An 18,238-nucleotide genomic window follows, 5' to 3' on the forward strand; every position below is an offset into this window, starting at 1 on the left:
ACTCTTATCTTTCAATATTGTCGTAATCATAATGATTATAATATTAGCCATGCACTTTATAAGCTTGCGAACATCAACTTATATTGAGTAGATCGTGGCAATCTAAATCCTCACAAGCGATAGTATTTTACCTTGCCTAGAATATCTTCACCGTTTACAATATCAGCCCAATTTTATACCTAGTAAGAATTTAAATGTCTGATGAAAACAGATTCTAAAACACTTATCATTGGTAATTACTGCTGGAGTGTTGGTTCTCGCGCTTTATACCATAAGAAAGATTTAGATAATGGGGTTACAAAAGAATCTTTGACGTTAACTCAAAAGCAATATGATTTACTTCTTTGTTTGTATAATGCTCACCCTGTAACAATGGATAAAGAGTCTATTGTTAATGCTATTTGGGGTTCAAGACCTATCTCGGCTGAAAGTTTACCGCAAATTATTACTCGCACACGCCAACTACTCGAAGATAATGATAAATCTATTATTGTTAACAAACCAGGTGTAGGCTATATGCTTAATTTTTCAACTTATGAAAATGTTGAAAAATGTATTATAGATGAGGCGAGTAAAGCAGAAACACACGAAAACGAGACTAAGACAAAAAATCCCTTGTGGCGCATTGTTTTCACTGTACTTATCATAATGACGATTTTTCAATCATGGCGATTAGGTTCGGCAATTCATTATAAAAACCTCTACATGGATATGATATTTCACACGCCATACCCATACATTGAGAAAAAACCAAACAGCAAAGACATAATAGTAACATTAGATAAACATGAATGTATTTATACCCAAGGAAAGCAATTACTTTCCTGTAAATAAAATATTTTTATTAATAATATTGATCGCTGTTAACATTTGTATTTATATTGCAACCCAATCTCAGTCATCACGATGGATTGGTACTGTTGAAATACCGTCTCATCATTGGTTTGTTAACACAAATCAATTTATGAACACACTAGATTCAAATGCTACTTATTTTTCATTAAAAGATCGGCTCTCTGAAGGTAAGAGTATTCATTTTCATTATGATTTTGAAAGAATAGGTGACAATAAAATTTTAGTCATCAATGAAAAAATGCAAACCAAAATACGTAGAAATCGTAGTTACTATTTAGATGACCAATGCAGCTTAATGTTTAGCGGTCGTGATAAGATGACCGTATATAATGTTGCTCTTAAATGTAAATATTAACATATGGGAATTGGATGGCCGTACTATTCCGGCCTACCATGTTGTTCAACCTAAATAAATATTATTTACATAATTTACAGAAGATGTATTTTCATTTCTTTTATGCTTACGTTCCACTGATAGCATTTCTGTTAAAAATCGTTTTTTAACAGAATACAAATGCAAATCGTGTTGTTTTTTTATCTCAATCCGTAATTTAATTTTATTATCAGCCACAGCTGATTCTCCTAACACTTTGAATGCTGTTTACTATGCTTGATGACAAATTCACATTAACAACGATGTAATTACAAGTCAGTCACAGTGATATCCTGCGAGATCCAGTACTCATTTCCCCCCTTCACCCGCTTTGACTGAATTTGTACTTTTTCATAAACCTCTACGGGCAGTGCTTTTCTTAATTTACCATTAATTACACTACGAATAGGTTGAATGAACTCTTTTTCCATCGGCTTCAGTCCAGACAAGTTCTTATCTCGCCAATCCATCTCATCACATAGACCAAAGGTTTTATAAACTCGCTGGTCACCTTTCATTAAGCTATATGCAGATAAAAATGCCATACTTGGTTCAATACTGTCGATAAAACATCGGTCTACGAGAACCTTTTTCTGATTCTCTCGAGAAATATACTGGTACAACGCTAACTCTTTCGCAGTCAGTTTGATATCAATCCCCAACACTGAAAGGGTTAGTGCATTGTTAGATAACTGCACAGAGGCAACCTGATCAGCAGCATTCATCCGCGCAACTGTTTTGGTAAACGATGCTTCTTCTATCTGACTAATCAGATCATCTTCGAACTTCTTACGCATACGAACAAAAGGAATTTCCGCCAATGTAACCACTGCATCCTTGGTGTTTAACAGGCTATAGTCCGTTTTACCGACAATAAAATTGTCTGTTTTCGTCGGGTAATAAAAATCGGGGACAAATTCAAATTGATCATTAACAAAGACGTGGCTCAGCGAATCTTGTTCACGGCCAAGCAAAGACATCGCATAGCCCATATAGAACGCCATCGTTTTGCGGCCCCCCGCAATTGATGCATGGATAGCGGTATTCGCATCCGCCGTCAACTCTGCCACCTTACGGGTGATAAAATTCGCCATGTAAGACTGGTCTTCTTCCCCCTTGGCATCAAAAACAGGTTTGCCCTGCTCGTCTTCAATCAGCCAAATATGGCTTTCATCAAACTTAACAGCAGGCATGCCGTACTCATCATATAGCGCCTGTAGATGCCCACGCGTGAACAAGCCATCGACAAGCATATGTTTAGCATTTTCAGTTGTGATTACGTAGAGTTCGTCTGGATACGTTTTACCCTGAGTGTATAGCGCATATAAGGTCTCTGTGATGACCTGAGGCGTTGCACCTGTTGTACAGAGAAGAATATTTTTCATTATTGTTAGTACCTTGATATAAACCAGTTGTCAGGGATTTACTGTCAATCTGGTATCCCATACCACATCAACGTAATCATTTTGATTTTAACACCAAACCAAATCAATGACGCAATCATACTACTCAAAAGCAGTAGATGCTAGTTCATAAGCTTGTGAAATTTCAATTTACTGCTCACCCTGATATAAGTTGTGCCGAAGCCGAAACTCATTTTGAAAAAGCGAGGATAATGTCAAATAAGTCCGGCAAAAGAGTACTAACAGGCATAGAGAAACTAAACTTACAAACAGCTGATATTAAATCTCACTCATAATATGAAATTGACATTCTCTCAAAACAGCCATTCTTAAATACTTTAAACATCAAAGCTTTACTAATTCACAATTACTAAACGCTATCTTTCACCAAAGACATTTCCCATGAAAAAACAAATGCTTAATTGATTATATTTTTTGTAATTGACCTATAATCAAAATTTTCGCTGCCCCATAACAGCTCCAAACACCTCCCGCCCCCTATGGCAATCTCCACCCACCGCAAACTCCCAAACCAACGCTATACTTTCTTTTCATCTGCACTCTTTATCATCCAATGGAGGTATCGCGTGAGCAAACATTTGGCAAAGGTGGTTCCTCTCGTTGCTGTATTTGTCTGTGGCGGTGCTATTTCCCCGTTCGCCACCGCCGACGACCAGTTTGAAATAGGCAAAGAAAAAGCCAAAGTGTGTATGACTTGCCATGGCGAGAACGGTATTTCCAGCATCGAGTCCTACCCTAACCTCCGCGGCCAAAAGATGACCTACCTCATCACTTCTTTAAAGAGCTATCAATCCCGTGAACGTTCCGGCGGATTGGCCGTTCTGATGCATCAGCAGGCAGATGCTCTGTCTGAGCAAGATATGGAAGATATTTCCTATTACTACTCAACACTGGGTTCAGACAATTCAAACTAAGTGGTGGCTTCATGACTGAGATATCGGCGCAGTACAACGTGAAAATAGTGAAATATTTCGTTGTTGCCGCTATGGCATGGGCTGTCATCGGAATGACCATCGGGGTGATTCTTGCCGCACAGCTTTATTGGCCGGTTTTGAATTTCGACTCCCAATATATCCAGTTCGGTAGACTAAGGCCGCTGCACACATCAGGGGTAATTTACGGCTTTGTCGTCAATATGCTGATGGGCACATCACTCTACATTGCTCAGCGAACCGGTAAATGCGAGCTGTTCAACCAAAGCCTTGCATGGATGGTATTCTGGGGCTGGCAACTGATCCTGCTACTGGCAGTTATCAGCCTGCCGCTGGGTTATACCACCTCAAAAGAATACGCCGAGCTAGAATGGCCCATCGATCTGCTTATTGTACTGGTATGGGTTCTTTATGCCGTTTTGTTTTTTGGTACTCTGGCTAAACGCACGACCAAGCATATTTTTGTTGCCAACTGGTTTTTCGCCGCCTTCATCATCGTGATCGCGATGATCTTCGTCGTCAACAACCTTGCCCTTCCCGCCTATTTCATGAAGTCCTACTCTGTTTTCGCGGGAGCGCAAGATGCCATCGTACAATGGTGGTGGGGACATAATGCCGTCGGTTTTTTGCTGACCGCCGGTCTTATTGGCATGAACTACTATTTTATTCCCAAAGCTGCCGACCGACCGATTTACTCCTACCGCCTTTCTATCATTCATTTCTGGGGGCTCGTCGGCTTTTATACCTGGGCGGGGACTCACCACCTCATTTACTCTTCCGTGCCAGTCTGGGTGCAGAATATTGGGATAGTCATGTCTCTGATCCTCTGGCTACCGTCTTGGGGAGGCGCATTCAATAGCGCAATGACCTTGCTACAAAACAAGCAGAAGCTCAAAACAGACTACATCATGCTGTTTTTCTTCTCGGCAATTATCTACTACTGCTTGGCAACGTTCGAGGGCCCACTTTTAGCTATCCGCTGGTTCAATATGATTGCCCACAACTCCGAATGGGTCATTGGCCATGTCCACTCCGGCGCGCTTGGCTGGGTAGGTATGTCAGGCATTGCAATGTTCTACTATTTTATCCCCCGCCTGTGGGGCAAAGAACAGCTATGGTCTAGCAGGCTCATAAAATGGCATTTTTGGTTGGCCCATGCTGGCGTGTTGCTCTACGCCGTTGCATTGTGGATCGCAGGGATCGGCGAAGGCTACATGTGGCTGGCGCAAAGCGATAACGGTGAGCTGATATACAGTTTTGTCGAGGCCATGAACTTCAAAGCCCCTTGGCTGTTCCTTCGCTTTGTTGCCGGTGTCCTGTTTGTTCTCGGACTAGTACTGATGGTTGTCAATCTTGTCAAAACCGTGCGAAGCCCAGCGGTTTTAATGGCTAAGGAGGCATAAGTCTATGAGTGCCGATTTTACCAAATCCGTCTTCATTCTGATCATCACCACCATTGCCGTCGCCGCGTTTTCACTGTTGGTATGGGTTGTCCCTAACCTGATGGAGAGCGATAAATTACGCGCCCAAAGCCAAGCCAAGCCGCTAACGGCCATCGAAGTAGCCGGACGGGATATTTACATCAGTGAAGGTTGCCATGTTTGCCATACCCAAATGGTACGACCGCTTGATCCGGAGGTTAAGCGCAACGGACGTCCAAACCAAGAATCTGATGATATTTATGAATTCCCCAACCTATGGGGTTCAAAACGTACCGGCCCGGATCTCACCAATCTAGGCCGTAAATACTCCGACCAATGGCATGCCATTCACCTGATCAACCCTCGACAAGTCGTTCCTACCTCAATCATGCCTGCTTATCCGTGGTTGTTTGAACAAGCACTAACCGGCGATGAAATTGAAGACAAAATGGAAGCACTTCGCACTCTCGGCGTCCCCTACAGTGACGAAGATATTGCCAATGCCCGATTGCAAGTCAGAGGGAAATCCAAAGGCGAGGCTTTGATCCGTTATTTGCAAAGCTTAGGTGTTGATACATCAGAGGGGGCATACTAATGAGCATGTTCTGGAACCTGTGGGCAATAATCCTCACCCTCATCTTCCTCGCTTTGATGCTATACGTCATCGTGAAATACTGGCGTTCGAATCACACCGCGAGTGAAAAGACCGTCATCGGCACTTTTGATGATATTAAAGAGACAGATGCTCCACCACCCAGATTACTTTTCACGGCATTCTTTATCGCCTTCGTTCTGTCTGCGGGTTATTTGCTCCTGTATCCGGGCCTTGGTAATTGGAAAGGCTTAATTGATTGGCAGCAAAGTGATGACAAACTCAGTAGACCAACCACCAGCTTGGACGATCAATTTGAAAGCATCAACGATACTGGACTACTCAATCTGGCCAAGCACCCGGATATTGTCGCATCAGGACAAATTCTGTTTCAGACCCATTGTGCAGCTTGCCACCGTAGCAACGCCCAGGGTGCCAAGCATTTCCCAAATCTCATCGATAATGTCTGGCTCTACGGCAGCTCGGACGAAGCCATCATCCACTCTATAGAACTGGGGCGAAACGGGGCAATGCCGGGCTGGGTTGATGTCCTCAATCCGGATCAAATCGCAAAAATGTCCTACTATCTGGCCTCGCTCAACCAGCGTCATACCGATGTCCCTCCAGTCAAGGTGGAACTGGGCAAAAACTTATTTATGCAATACTGCGCCTCTTGTCACGGTGACGGTACCATCGCTAATCAAGCAACAGGAGTGCCCATACTCTCTGATGCCGTTTGGCTTCATGGCGGCAGCATCAAAGAGATCCAACATACTATCCGCAATGGGATCAACAATGTGATGCCCGCCTTCGGCAAACAGCTAACCTATAACGAAATTCTGGCGCTAGGTGCATTTATCACCAAAGCGCGTCTGGATGAAGACGCCAAACTTGCCAAACTCGATAAGGACGCTGTTAAACGCGGTGAGTACCTTGCCCATGCCGGTGACTGTGTGGCCTGCCACAGTGCGGAAGGGGGACAACCTTTTGCTGGCGGACTTCCCTTTGTCACCCCCTTTGGCACGGTATACTCAACCAATATAACCCCCCATGTCAGCGAAGGGATCGGCAACTACAGCTACGATGATTTCAAGGCGGCTTTGGTGGACGGCAAAGGCCAGCACGGTTATTTGTATCCTGCCATGCCCTATACCTCCTACCAGTATGTCACCGAGCAAGACATGAAAGATCTGTGGGAGTATATGCAATCCATCACTGCGGTATCACGCCGCAATGATCAAAACCAAATGATGTTTCCCTCTAATATCCGGCTAGGGCTGCTTGGCTGGAATTTGGTCTTTATGGATACCGCACCATTAGATTTAACCTTGCCTTCCCAGCTAAATGGCAAAGTTAATGATGTCGAAAAATGGCAACGGGGGAAGTATCTGGTGGCGGGGTTCGGGCATTGCTCTGAGTGCCACAGCCCACGAAATATCGCACAGTCAATAATCAGTGAGCGAATTTTCCAAGGTAACATTATCGATGGCTGGAATGCGCCTGATATCACTGTCACTGAACTCTATACCGACGGTTGGGATCTCTCCTCCCTCACCGATTTCCTGCATACCGGCCACTCTAGCAAAGGGTCCGCGTTTGCTGGCATGGCCGATGTTATCAAAAACAGCCTGAGCCTAATGGACCGCAGCGATATCGAAGCGATGTCCTATTACTTGCTTGCTGGTGACACCCATAATTTTTTGGCCGATGGCGCAATACGCCTCAAACCATCAGGCTTTACTGAGGATGCCTACCAAAAGGCTATCTATACCACTTACAACCAAACCTGTGGTGCTTGCCACGGTGAAGACGGCAAAGGCCGACCACCGATCGCCCCAACCCTTTACAACAACGGTATCATCATGCACCGCGATCCATTTAATACTATCGCTGTTACCATCCGAGGCCTACAACCAACCTATCTCGATAAAGACCGAAACTTTATGCCAATGGCCAGCTTCGAGGATATCCTATCAGATCAAACGCTTGCAGATTTAATCACTTTCGTACGCCTCTACCTTGGTGCACGAGAAGAACCGGTAACAGCCGAGCAGGTCAAAACCGTCCGTGAGAAACTGGAGAAAGCTGGCTACACCGGAGGCCTGCATACCACACCGTACATGTACGAACAGCGCGATCCTGGGGTTGATGTGGAATAACGGGTATTCTGTTAGATCCCAATCAGAGTACAACACACTAAAAACGCCTGTAGTAACAGGCGTTTTTGTAAGCCAATTGCTCTATTGTCGTAATGCGTGATACCAAAAATCCATCGTTTTACTTGATACTGTGCCATGCTTTTCAGCTTCAGTAACACAAGCCCTACAGAACGACGCTGCAATATTGTGATTGCCCAATAAAGACAAACTTCGGATTATCCGGCTAATACGTAATTGATTATGATTGTTCGGCTTAAGCCATTCATGACTTTGAGGCGCTAACTCACCAGTAACATAAACCATCTCGCCATTGCGCGCCATGCCATAGTATTCCAACATCATATCCAGTGCTTGCAAATGGCGATTACGCAAATCGATATGATCTGAAAATGCCATACGATCTTCGTCTGTCACCAACGGCGCATGACGATTAAATTTATCCCCCTCGTCCATCGGAAACAACATCTGAATATACTTATGATCATGCTCTAACCAAAAATGGTTATGAGCTAATAATTCATTAATGTACCGACCAAATACATCGGGCACTTCGTTGCGAAAAAAACAGGTGATAACACTCATAAACGAATAAAACCAATGATGAATAAGTCTAGCAATCCTTTATTTTCCACACGCCATTTTTCACAACTAGGGCTGAATGATATACCTTATGTTGGCATTTTGGGCATACCGATGAAGAACACTTGTCAATATACTCTTCATCGAAATCATCCAGGTCTAAATTCACCGAACCACGCATCCAATCTTGGTATATTGTTCCGCACTTTTCACACACAACTTCAATATCTTCAATTGGCATACTCATGCTTATTTTCCTTTTCTTTTATTTAATAGCCCAATTTAGGCAACTAATTCTTCTAATCTATCAAGGCAGGCACTTACGGCACCGTTGGCAACCGAGTCTTCTATCAAACCATCCATAAATCGCTCCCGTCGAACCAAGCTAATGAGCCAGCACAGTGACTGCCGCATTGTTGCGTCGGCAAACCATACTGAAGGAGGGAGATCGTCATACCAAGGCTTACTTGCAAAAATCTCATCGTAATTAATTTGGTCTATCATCAAATCATAGTGATACACCAGCCCATAAATATTAACCCGACCAACGTCACCCAAGTCGATTTGACGCTTCACCTCACTAATAAACCCCTTGATATGCGCACGTTTGGGGCGACGCATTAGCCACAACGCGATATCTTCAATATGATGTCGCCATGCTAATTTCTGCCGCCAATGCACGGGGATGGCCGCTCCGCCATAATAGGCGCCCGCCAACTGCCCATAAATGGCAGCCGTAGTATCGGCATCCTCACCCAAATTAGCGGCAAGCAAGGCGCCTTGCTCAAAACTCGTGCTGTGGGCAAAACACCATAGCGCCGCTTCCAAAGAGGCAACCACAAAACCAGAGCCATGAATGCCATCACGCGTTTTATCGATATAGCTCCCTTGCGCGATATAACAGATATCTGAATGACAGTCCGGCCTCAATGCAAAATAATCCGCCAATGCATGTGCTAAAAACATCTGCGGGCTTTGTTCATCCGTGGTATTAAGCAATCGGTGAATAAGCATTGTCATTAACTCACACGCTTGAACACAACGACTTTCACCATGTGTTGTACGGCTACTTTCCGCCGCCGCTTCCATCGCCACCGATACGCACTGATCCCGATAAAACAAGGCCAAAGGTGCGATGCGCATCAAACTACCATTTCCGGCACTGTACTCATCCGTGACGCCACTGTATGCCTTACCGGTCACTTGATGCCTTACAAGCGCATTACGTACTGTATTACCAATATCAAAACAGCGCCCCGTACATGAGTTCTCGCCGTGCTGGTACCAGCGGGTATAACGCTCTAGCTGATCCTTGAGGTCATTCCCCCCCTTCTCGATCAAACTATCCGCAAGGCATAGCATCATCGCCGTGTCATCTGTCCATTCGCCGGGGTTTAATCCAAAAGGGCCACCACCGACAATATCGGTCAAAGGGCTATAGCTATCCTTAGGTTTAAACTCCAACGTCGTCCCCAAAGCATCACCACATGCCAGCCCAAGAAGCGCACCTCGTCCCGCCAATAACATCTTTTCTTCTTTTAGCATCTTGCCATTCCAAGCCAAAATCTCTCATCAATGCTGGCGACAAATGACACAGCACTATACTCACTACTGAATAGTCCAGCTCAGACAATTGTACTACTCATTTTGAGTACATTGGATTTAATAAGCTTACGATTTATGGATTCCACCAATAATTTTATCCCCCTCCGCTGAATACATAATCATCATCAGAGCCCTGTAAAAAAGCCGATCACCGCCAAAACATTTTATGTATCACACCCAGTAGGTTACACTTCACAACAAGTCTGCAAGTTACGGCAAAGCCACGGCTATCGTTTTCTTGCCCTATTTGAATTCCGCCAGCTACGCATTGGTTAACCCCATGTGGGCGAGCAAGCATAGAGTTTTACCCATGAGTAACACAATCCAGTGGTTTCCGGGCCACATGCACAAAGCCCGTAAAGAGATCGAAGAAGTCCTGCCGAAAATCGATGTGATCATCGAGGTACTGGATGCCCGCATTCCGTTCAGCAGTGAAAACCCGCTGATCAAAACCTTCCGTGAAAAGAACAACAAGCCCGTTGTGAAGGTATTGAATAAACGTGATCTGGCTGATCCTGAAATGACCCAACTGTGGATCGAGCACCTTGAGAAAGAGCAAGGTGTAAAAGCGATGGCGATCACCACGGAAAACATCAACGAAGTCCACAAGATCACCGAGCTTTGTCGTAAACTGGCCCCTAACCGCGAAGAAATGGGCAAAAACATTCGCACCATGATCATGGGGATCCCTAACGTCGGTAAATCCACCATCATCAATACCCTAGCTGGCCGTGCAGTTGCTGTAACCGGTAACCAGCCAGCGGTAACACGTCAGCAGCAGCGCATTAACCTGCAAAACGGTATCGTGCTGTCGGATACCCCGGGAATTTTGTGGCCGAAAGTGGAAAACCCACACAGTGGTTTCCGCCTTGCCGCTACCGGTGCCGTCAAAGACACGGCAATGGACTACATCGATGTCGCATTCTTTACTGTTGAATATCTGGCACAGGCATACCCTGAACTGCTGAAAGCACGTTACGATATCGACGAAATGCCAGAATCCGAAATCGAAATGATGGAAGAAATTGGCCGTAAGCGCGGCTGTCTGAAATCTGGCGGCCGCGTGGATCTGCACAAAGCGTCCGAGATCCTAATCAACGAACTGCGTAACGGCACTCTTGGCAATATCACGATGGAACGCCCAGAAATGATCACCCAAGAACTTATCGATGTAGCTATTGAAGCCGAGCGCAAGGCCGAGGAAAAAGCCAAAGTAAAAGAAGAACGCCGCAAGCGTTACCTTCGCAACAAACGTTAATTGGTTGTCTATCCATTGCCTATCAAGCCACACTATCCAGTGTGGCTTTTCTTTAGCTAATAACGTACAGCCTGAGTGTGAAATTTTTATTTATAACAATCGCTTCTCATAAAATAACACTTTTCTTTCAAGCTTTTTTCGGCTCTATCTCTGATCACCAATTTACAGTGGTCGACATAAAAAGATAAGATTCAAGAAACTTATCAGCACACTGCTGGTCTGTATATAGCCTGTAACCATTACTCCTCCGCCAAGAGCCATAAATGCAACTGAACAGACAACATATCAACAATACCAAAATCACCCTATGTCTGGTGCTGTTTGTGGTATTGCTCTGTTCAGGACAACATGCCGGTATACTGCAAAGCTGTAGTGATATGATGGCCCAAAACAGCGCCGAGCCCCCTGTTTTCAATTCTGCTCTGCCATCAGGAAGCGCAGCAACCCCACTTGCTGACATTACCTCGAAAGCACATGAAAACACCGAGGATGGCTCAGGCTGTTCACTGGCGGAAAAACTGCTTCAGCATCATCAGCAGCAAGTTTCCCAAGCTATTGTCTGCTCAATGCTCCTGCTGCTGGTTATTGCGATCATAGCAAGCCCTGCCCTGTCGTTTCCAATCACCACCGAGCCCATAGCCCCCTCACGACGGCGACACTTAACCTTGTGTGTCTTCAGAGAATAAAAAGCAACGCCCCTCGACTCAGTACCATATGCTTTCTCAGTGAGAAGGCCCGCTATTGCTTTTTTCGGAGATACTCCATTGAACACATCGAACCACTGGCGATTAACGCTTTCCGCCATGATCATTATTTTGGTCGGCCTGCTGCTACCACTGGCCACCCAAGCCGCGACATATTCTACTGGTTGGTTGCAAAACCCGGATCATCCGCCCATCCAGCTAAGGTACATGCTTACCGGTCAACACGATACTAAGACAAAAACAGTAGAAGCCCTGCTCGAAGTCAAGCTAGAGGGTGACTGGAAAACCTACTGGCGCAGCCCCGGCGAAGGCGGTGTCGCCCCTTCTATCAATTGGGACCTATCCACCAACTTGAACCATGCTGACTGGTTCTGGCCAATGCCAGAACGCCATCATTTCCTTGGTGTGGAAACCCTTGGCTACAAGCACCGTATTATATTCCCAATGACACTGCACATTGATGATATGGCAAAGCCTGTTTTTCTATCGGGCAAACTCACCATGTCATCGTGTACCAATATTTGCGTCCTGACCCACTACGACATCTCGCTCGGTTTCCAACCCAGCCAACTCACGCTGGATGAGCCGGCCATGCACCTCTACAACCAGGGCATGGGGCAAGTGCCCAAGGCACAACCTAGTGTCAACGTTGAGGCCCTGTCATGGGACGCCAACGCGCAAGAGCTCACTATCGTCGCCAACAACCAACTTGGTTGGCATGCTCCTGATCTATTCGTCGACGCCAACGACAAAGAAATGGGATCCGTCTCATTCCAAACCCCAAGCATCACGGTTGATGGTCAGCAACTGCTGGCAACAATGAAAGCCAGTAGTTGGTTCGGTATTCCGGACTTACTCGGCAAATCGTTAAATATCACTTTCAGCGACAACGGATTTAGCGCAGAGGAAACCGCCGTTGCCAATGATCTACCCATCACACAGAAACACTCAAGCACTCTGGCAGAAACCATCGCTCTGGCACTGTTGGGCGGCCTCATCCTCAATATTATGCCGTGTGTACTGCCGGTTCTTGGTATGAAACTAAGCAGTGTTATCGCCGTTCAAGGATTGGCAAAGCGCCAGATACGCCTGCAATTTATCGCTTCAGCAGCCGGTATCCTGTTTTCGTTTTGGCTTCTCGCTGCATTTCTCGCCCTGCTAAAAATATCCGGGCAGGCACTTGGCTGGGGCATCCAGTTTCAAAGCCCATATTTTATCGGGGCAATGGTCATGGTGACTGCGGTATTTGCAGCCAACATGTTAGGGTTATTCGAAATAAGCCTGCCTAGCCGCTCTACGACTTGGCTGGCAAGCAAAGGCGATAATTCCTATCTTGGGCACTTCATCCAAGGCATGTTCGCCACCCTACTGGCAACCCCTTGCAGCGCACCATTTCTCGGCACGGCAGTTGCCGCTGCCCTGGGGGCAAATATCCTCACCCTGTTTACGATCTTCACCGCACTGGCCATCGGCATGGCGTCCCCTTGGCTGATCATCGCCCTATTTCCGAGCCTAGCCAAGCAACTTCCCAAGCCCGGCAAGTGGATGGACTATGTCAAAACCCTGTTCGGACTGATGATGTTAGCCTCTAGCGTATGGCTGCTCAGTCTGTTGGGTAACTTTATCGGGACTTCATCTGTCGTGCTTTTGTCTATCACCCTTGCTACGACCCTGCTATGGCAGCTAGGCAGGAAGAGAGGAAGACAATCGGCAGTTCTGGCCTTGAGCGGATTGATTCTTGTTTCTGGCAGCGGCCTTATCGCAAGTAGTTTGATTACCGACCAATGGGCAAAGCCCCTACCTCAGGATCATGCATGGCAACCGCTCGATATCGATTCGATACACCAAGCGGTCAATGCCGGTAAAACCGTCTTTGTCGATGTCACTGCCGACTGGTGCATCACCTGCAAGGTCAATAAAGTCAGTGTATTACTTCAAGATCCCGTCTTTTCGGCACTGGCGGACGACAATATCATCCGCATGCGAGGGGACTGGACCAAACCGTCCCCTTATGTCACCCAATATTTACGCGCCAATGGCCGGTACGGTGTGCCGTTCAATATCGTCTACGGGCCATCCGCCCCACAAGGGATCGCCCTGCCGGAACTTCTTACCAAGGAATCGGTAACCGACGCACTCAAACAGGCACAAGGAAAGCAATAATGGCCACTAAGACTCGCAGCGCAAGAAAGATACGGAATTGGCTGGGCGAAGCCATAAAAATACTGGGGTTCATCATGGTACTCACCACCGGACTCGACTATTGGCGGGATAAAGATATCGCCACAGGCATCCCCCCGCAAATGGAAGGCAAAACGACCACCGGTGAATTCATTGACGTTACCGCCCTCAGCCAACAGCAGCCTGTTGTGTTGTATTTCTGGGCAACATGGTGCCCAATATGCAAATTTGTCAGCCCTGGGGTCAATTGGCTGAGCGAGGACGTTACTACGGTTTCTGTGGCATCGACATCGGGCTATGACCGTACGCTCAATGCCTACCGTCACCACCATGACTTTCAATTTCCCGTCATCAACGACCAAGCAGGGCATCTCACCCAGCAATGGGGGATCAATGTGTTTCCTACCGTTGTTATTCTTTACCAAGGTGAAATAAAAAGCCTTACAACGGGCTTTACCACCCCTATGGGGATTTGGCTAAGAACCCAGTTAGCATACCTCTAAAAAAATAAGCCCGCCCCTGAAACCAAGGGCGGGCTATTCGTATTCTCACTCACTTGTCGGAAGGTCGCGACCGGTCAATTCTCGTCACTCCCACTCCCAATGGCGTCCATCATGGGCTTGGGTAAACAACATCCGAAATCCGCTAATTTCCTTGTGATCAATATCATTCATCAACTTGTTAAATTGCGTCTTATCGATATGGATCAGGTTTTCATGGTCACCCGACTCAATATAGAGATCGTCTTGAGCGAACAGCATCTCATCCACCAGCATATTCACCCCATACGCCTGACCTAATGGCGGCACGGCGCCGGGCTCACAATCTTGGAATACCTTACTCAATTCATGCTCACCAATAAGATAAAACGGCCGTCCCATCATTCGACTGACCTTGTCAATCAATACCCGTCGATTTGACGGAACAACGGCCATCAACAACTCGCCCTTCTGATCCTTAAGCATAACGGCTTTGGCTACCTGCGCAGTAGGTACATGTGCCGATACCGCTGAGCTAAACGATGTATCCGTGTGCCGATGGTGTGTCACATCAAAATCGATATTGTGGCTATTGAGAAACTGCCCAACTGTCAATGCCATACCCATAGATCACCTCCTAGTTAGCTCGGCAGATACAATACCGCCGACTAAATGGGTATACCTAGTATGAGCAAAGATGGGCGATCTCGCGAATACTCAAAACCACGACAAAATTTGAATATATTAAAGCCGGCGTGCCTGCCAATAAACACTCCGCCAGTAAGGATTTTTCAAGCTTGAAATAATGACTCCCTGAGAAGTAGAGGCATGAAGAAATTGTGCATCCCCCAGATAAATACCCACATGACGCAACGATCGCCCTGTTTTGAAAAAGACCAAATCACCATGCTTTAGCTTATCAATCGCGACCCATTGCCCTTGTTTGGACTGATCCTCAGTCGTTCGCGGCAAATCATGCTTGAAAAGTTCAAGTACACCTTTTTGAACAAATGCAGAGCAATCAATCCCTGCTCTGGTCGTTCCCCCCAAACGATAAGGAGCTCCACGCCAATAACGATAGAAATTATCTAAATTTGAACGTCCCTCCAAAGGTACGCTCAAGGGAATAAAATCATAGCGTTTCGCAGTGACACCTTGTGAAGAGAGATCCGTGGCATTCTGAGATGAGTTATCGGGCGTCGATGAACAACCGGCTAGCAACACGATGACTACAATGGGGGAAAATCTTCTTATCACTGTCAATTCCTGCTCCAGTACTCACCTGCCGGCCTCAATGCTCAGACATTTTTGTGGTACTTTTATTCCTAAAAGGGATAGTAGCAACCATTCAAAACCACAGCCAGTACTGAGAAGAATTTTGACATTCACTGGTGGAAAATCATTCAAAAAAATGGCTGACCATCGCACCGGTCAGCCATGAAACTCCACACAACAGAAGAGATAGAAACTCGTATTCACAAAAAAGGGCAAACAAACGAGTTTATCTATCGGGTCTATTTATCGCCTTATTGCGTTATTATATCCAGTTGTTTTTATTACCAATAATAACATGTGCGAACCACTTCACGCATTTTTTGAAAGCCCCAAATAGAAGTGGTTAATTCAGCCCAAACCTAAACTGAACGCCTAGCCTCGATTCTCATCACGATAAGTAATTTCACCTTGCAACATAGTCATCAACACCTTTACCGATGCAATATCTTCAACTGCCAGCTTACTCAAATCTTGCTCTAGCAAAATCAAATCTGCTGACTTACCCAATACGATACTGCCGGTAATAGCATCAATCCCTAATGCCTTGGCCGGTTCAATGGTATAACTGTCTATCGCTTTATTTACTGAAGCAATACCAAGTTGGTTATCAAGCATTGCTTCACTGATCCGGCGCAATGGCATAACCTGTTCATTACCATAGCTTTCACTACTGAGTGAAACACTCACTCCTGCCGCATGCAAACGTCGCAATGATACCGGTCTTAGCCCCTGTTCGATCAAATTATCCCTAATCACCGGAATTTCATGGTGCTCTGCTTCGTAAAAAGTCGTCGCAACATCCAAACGTGCCAGCATACGTTCGGAATCGGGATGAATAAACTTCATATTGCTAAGGGTATACCGGCTGTCGTTATTCATATTCCTGACATTCTCCAGCGAATATAAAACCGCTTTTATCGCCTCATCTCCTTCTGCATGGAAAAATGCACCATAGCCAATTTCACTCAAACGCAGCAACCAGGCATTAAGCTCGGTAGGGGAGAAATAAAACAGCCCACTCGCCTCGCCATTCAAATAAGGAGGCTGATAACGCCCAGACACCCTCGCCGTTTTAAGGCCATAATTTCCATCAACCTGAACACTTACCTGATTGATGATAAGTCTGGATGTGAGTTCATTACGGAAAATCAACCTCAATCCTTCTAACTGCTCGTTAATAGCTTTATATGGCGATAGGCGTGGCCGAACCGATACCCTTATTTTCAGTACGCCCTCATCATCGAGATGCTTCCAAAAGTTAATTCCCCCATAAAGCCAGAAATTTCCCGCATCACCAAGAGTTGTTACCCCATTGCTTTCCAGCGGCACTACCGACATTACATATTCTTCACTTAGACCACACAACCGAACCCTGTGCGACCGCCACGCCTGCTCCATTGTCAACTCAGCCATCGCTCCAAGCATAACCCCTGTTGGCTCGTTGTTGTGATCTCGCAGTACCTTTCCGCCAACAGGATCGATGCTGTAGTTATTAATCATCATCAACTCAAAAGCTTTCGTGTTCGCCCAGACCAACGATGAATGCGGCTCTGCAATCACGACTGGAACATCCGGAAAATACCGATCAAGCCACTGCCGCGGCGAATACGGCGAGAGATCCTTAAACAACAAGCCGGCACCATGCCCAATAAGCCACTGCCCCTCCTCGAGTTTATCGACGACTTCACGGCAGACTTCTCGACCAAGCTCTCCTTTTTCAGGTTCTAACAAACAGGCAAAGCGAGAAAACACCACATTATCAAGCAGGTGTCCGTGCAACTCGATAAATCCCGGATAGAGTGCTCGGCCATGCGCCCGGATATGTTGCGTGTCTTCTCCAATCAGTGACTGGGCATTATCCATTGACCCCAAATAGGCAATTTTCCCTTGTTTTATCCCTACCACAGTTCCTGCAGGATGCTTATAAACCGAGCCTCCCGATATCAGTATATCGAGCGCTTGAGCTGAGGCCGCCAAAGGGGCAGATGTGGTTAACATCACCAATAGTACCCACATCATTAATCGTTTATTCATATCTTCTCGTCGAATAGTCCATAACTATACCCAAGCAACCTCAAGCAACTCGTTGCAGCGAAAATGCAGTGCTTACTCAACAAAGCGAAGCTTATCGACTTGATACCTCTTTCTTGCCAAAACAATGCAGAAATAACCAAGAAAACTCACCTAATAAAACCTCCCCGCAGGAAAGGAAGCGCTATTTAGCCCTTACTTTTGAGTATTTTATAATAGACAAAGCGCATACTGAACAAATGCCGCATTTTTTATAGTATTCCGTGCGCACTGTTAACAAAACGCAACAAAGCGGCATATTTCAACTGGTCATACAACTTAATTAATCCCATAATGGTCATAGTTTTGACTTAGCAAGCAAAGGAGTTAG

General features: G+C 45.9%; 17 protein-coding genes. 9 read left to right on the forward strand and 8 right to left on the reverse strand.

Annotation, left to right across the window (positions count from 1 at the left end; genetic code table 11):
- The first annotated feature begins 201 nt into the window (after positions 1–201).
- Complete coding sequence (locus ABT56_RS07465; RefSeq protein WP_047878250.1) at positions 202–834, forward strand: winged helix-turn-helix domain-containing protein; 633 nt, start codon at positions 202–204, stop codon at positions 832–834.
- Between the two features lie 421 nt (positions 835–1,255).
- Here ABT56_RS07465 and ABT56_RS23880 read toward each other — a convergent pair whose 3' ends face one another.
- Complete coding sequence (locus ABT56_RS23880) at positions 1,256–1,426, reverse strand: hypothetical protein (RefSeq protein ID WP_157037798.1); 171 nt, start codon at positions 1,424–1,426, stop codon at positions 1,256–1,258.
- Positions 1,427–1,497: 71 nt separating this feature from the next.
- Positions 1,498–2,613 carry a CRISPR-associated ring nuclease Csm6 gene (gene csm6, locus ABT56_RS07470; protein WP_047878251.1) on the reverse strand — a complete coding sequence of 372 codons (1,116 nt, stop codon included), beginning with the start codon at positions 2,611–2,613 and terminating at the stop codon, positions 1,498–1,500.
- 626 nt (positions 2,614–3,239) lie between these two features.
- Here csm6 and ABT56_RS07475 point away from each other — a divergent pair.
- From ABT56_RS07475 to ABT56_RS07490, 4 genes are read left to right on the forward strand one after another with little or no spacing between them, the layout of a single operon-like run.
- Entirely contained in the window at positions 3,240–3,566 is a 327-nt protein-coding gene (locus tag ABT56_RS07475) for a c-type cytochrome (RefSeq protein WP_047878295.1), read from the forward strand.
- Between the two features lie 11 nt (positions 3,567–3,577).
- Entirely contained in the window at positions 3,578–4,987 is a 1,410-nt protein-coding gene (gene ccoN / locus ABT56_RS07480) for a cytochrome-c oxidase, cbb3-type subunit I (RefSeq protein WP_047878252.1), read from the forward strand.
- Between the two features lie 4 nt (positions 4,988–4,991).
- Positions 4,992–5,600 (forward strand): cytochrome-c oxidase, cbb3-type subunit II, encoded by a 609-nt coding sequence (gene ccoO / locus ABT56_RS07485; protein WP_047878253.1) that lies wholly within the window; start codon positions 4,992–4,994, stop codon positions 5,598–5,600.
- Positions 5,600–7,756 carry a cytochrome c gene (locus ABT56_RS07490; RefSeq protein ID WP_047878254.1) on the forward strand — a complete coding sequence of 719 codons (2,157 nt, stop codon included), beginning with the start codon at positions 5,600–5,602 and terminating at the stop codon, positions 7,754–7,756. Before ccoO ends, ABT56_RS07490 begins: the two co-directional genes overlap by 1 nt.
- 81 nt (positions 7,757–7,837) lie before the next feature.
- Here the strand turns inward: ABT56_RS07490 and ABT56_RS07495 are convergent, their stop codons facing one another.
- Genes ABT56_RS07495 through ABT56_RS07505 form a run of 3 tightly spaced genes read right to left on the reverse strand, consistent with a single transcriptional unit; the run spans position 7,838 to position 9,880 of the window.
- Complete coding sequence (locus tag ABT56_RS07495; RefSeq protein ID WP_047878255.1) at positions 7,838–8,338, reverse strand: opioid growth factor receptor-related protein; 501 nt, start codon at positions 8,336–8,338, stop codon at positions 7,838–7,840.
- Positions 8,339–8,366: 28 nt separating this feature from the next.
- Positions 8,367–8,582 (reverse strand): hypothetical protein, encoded by a 216-nt coding sequence (locus ABT56_RS07500; RefSeq protein WP_047878256.1) that lies wholly within the window; start codon positions 8,580–8,582, stop codon positions 8,367–8,369.
- Between the two features lie 35 nt (positions 8,583–8,617).
- Complete coding sequence (locus tag ABT56_RS07505; protein ID WP_157037799.1) at positions 8,618–9,880, reverse strand: ADP-ribosylglycohydrolase family protein; 1,263 nt, start codon at positions 9,878–9,880, stop codon at positions 8,618–8,620.
- Positions 9,881–10,250: 370 nt separating this feature from the next.
- Here ABT56_RS07505 and ylqF point away from each other — a divergent pair, with 370 nt between their 5' ends.
- The 4 genes from ylqF (at position 10,251) to ABT56_RS07525 (ending at position 14,586) form a co-directional block, all read left to right on the forward strand.
- Positions 10,251–11,198 (forward strand): ribosome biogenesis GTPase YlqF, encoded by a 948-nt coding sequence (gene ylqF, locus ABT56_RS07510; RefSeq protein WP_047878257.1) that lies wholly within the window; start codon positions 10,251–10,253, stop codon positions 11,196–11,198.
- A 263-nt stretch (positions 11,199–11,461) separates the two neighbouring features.
- The gene (locus tag ABT56_RS07515; protein WP_047878258.1) at positions 11,462–11,884 is read left to right on the forward strand and encodes a hypothetical protein; all 423 of its coding nucleotides are present in this window, start codon (positions 11,462–11,464) and stop codon (positions 11,882–11,884) included.
- A gap of 117 nt (positions 11,885–12,001) precedes the next feature.
- Positions 12,002–14,065: a protein-disulfide reductase DsbD family protein gene (locus ABT56_RS07520; protein ID WP_047878259.1), complete on the forward strand. Its 2,064-nt coding sequence runs from the start codon at positions 12,002–12,004 to the stop codon at positions 14,063–14,065.
- The gene (locus ABT56_RS07525) at positions 14,065–14,586 is read left to right on the forward strand and encodes a protein disulfide oxidoreductase (RefSeq protein WP_047878260.1); all 522 of its coding nucleotides are present in this window, start codon (positions 14,065–14,067) and stop codon (positions 14,584–14,586) included. Before ABT56_RS07520 ends, ABT56_RS07525 begins: the two co-directional genes overlap by 1 nt.
- Positions 14,587–14,670: 84 nt before the next feature.
- Here ABT56_RS07525 and ABT56_RS07530 read toward each other — a convergent pair whose 3' ends face one another.
- The 3 genes from ABT56_RS07530 to ABT56_RS07535 all read right to left on the reverse strand — a co-directional run bounded on the left by ABT56_RS07530 (position 14,671) and on the right by ABT56_RS07535 (position 17,871).
- Positions 14,671–15,183 carry an aminoacyl-tRNA deacylase gene (locus tag ABT56_RS07530; protein ID WP_240478275.1) on the reverse strand — a complete coding sequence of 171 codons (513 nt, stop codon included), beginning with the start codon at positions 15,181–15,183 and terminating at the stop codon, positions 14,671–14,673.
- 123 nt (positions 15,184–15,306) lie between these two features.
- Positions 15,307–15,825: an NlpC/P60 family protein gene (locus ABT56_RS23535; protein WP_084722187.1), complete on the reverse strand. Its 519-nt coding sequence runs from the start codon at positions 15,823–15,825 to the stop codon at positions 15,307–15,309.
- 384 nt (positions 15,826–16,209) lie between these two features.
- Entirely contained in the window at positions 16,210–17,871 is a 1,662-nt protein-coding gene (locus ABT56_RS07535; RefSeq protein WP_084722188.1) for an amidohydrolase, read from the reverse strand.
- Between the last annotated feature and the right edge of the window lie 367 nt (positions 17,872–18,238).

Origin of the sequence: Photobacterium aquae, from assembly GCF_001029445.1 — a bacterium.
GTDB classification, from domain to species: domain Bacteria; phylum Pseudomonadota; class Gammaproteobacteria; order Enterobacterales; family Vibrionaceae; genus Photobacterium; species Photobacterium aquae.

Excerpts from the sequence above, each read along its gene's own strand:
- ABT56_RS07490 (WP_047878254.1), top strand. The coding sequence starts at position 5,600 with ATGAGCATGTTCTGGAACCTGTGGGCAATAATCCTCACCCTCATCTTC.
- ABT56_RS07525 (WP_047878260.1), top strand. The coding sequence starts at position 14,065 with ATGGCCACTAAGACTCGCAGCGCAAGAAAGATACGGAATTGGCTGGGC.
- ABT56_RS07535 (WP_084722188.1), bottom strand. The coding sequence starts at position 17,871 with ATGAATAAACGATTAATGATGTGGGTACTATTGGTGATGTTAACCACA.
- ABT56_RS07495 (WP_047878255.1), bottom strand. The coding sequence starts at position 8,338 with ATGAGTGTTATCACCTGTTTTTTTCGCAACGAAGTGCCCGATGTATTT.
- ABT56_RS07530 (WP_240478275.1), bottom strand. The coding sequence starts at position 15,183 with ATGGCATTGACAGTTGGGCAGTTTCTCAATAGCCACAATATCGATTTT.
- ccoN (WP_047878252.1), top strand. The coding sequence starts at position 3,578 with ATGACTGAGATATCGGCGCAGTACAACGTGAAAATAGTGAAATATTTC.
- ylqF (WP_047878257.1), top strand. The coding sequence starts at position 10,251 with ATGAGTAACACAATCCAGTGGTTTCCGGGCCACATGCACAAAGCCCGT.
- csm6 (WP_047878251.1), bottom strand. The coding sequence starts at position 2,613 with ATGAAAAATATTCTTCTCTGTACAACAGGTGCAACGCCTCAGGTCATC.
- ABT56_RS07500 (WP_047878256.1), bottom strand. The coding sequence starts at position 8,582 with ATGAGTATGCCAATTGAAGATATTGAAGTTGTGTGTGAAAAGTGCGGA.
- ABT56_RS07505 (WP_157037799.1), bottom strand. The coding sequence starts at position 9,880 with ATGCTAAAAGAAGAAAAGATGTTATTGGCGGGACGAGGTGCGCTTCTT.
- ABT56_RS07465 (WP_047878250.1), top strand. The coding sequence starts at position 202 with ATGAAAACAGATTCTAAAACACTTATCATTGGTAATTACTGCTGGAGT.
- ABT56_RS07515 (WP_047878258.1), top strand. The coding sequence starts at position 11,462 with ATGCAACTGAACAGACAACATATCAACAATACCAAAATCACCCTATGT.
- ccoO (WP_047878253.1), top strand. The coding sequence starts at position 4,992 with ATGAGTGCCGATTTTACCAAATCCGTCTTCATTCTGATCATCACCACC.
- ABT56_RS07520 (WP_047878259.1), top strand. The coding sequence starts at position 12,002 with ATGATCATTATTTTGGTCGGCCTGCTGCTACCACTGGCCACCCAAGCC.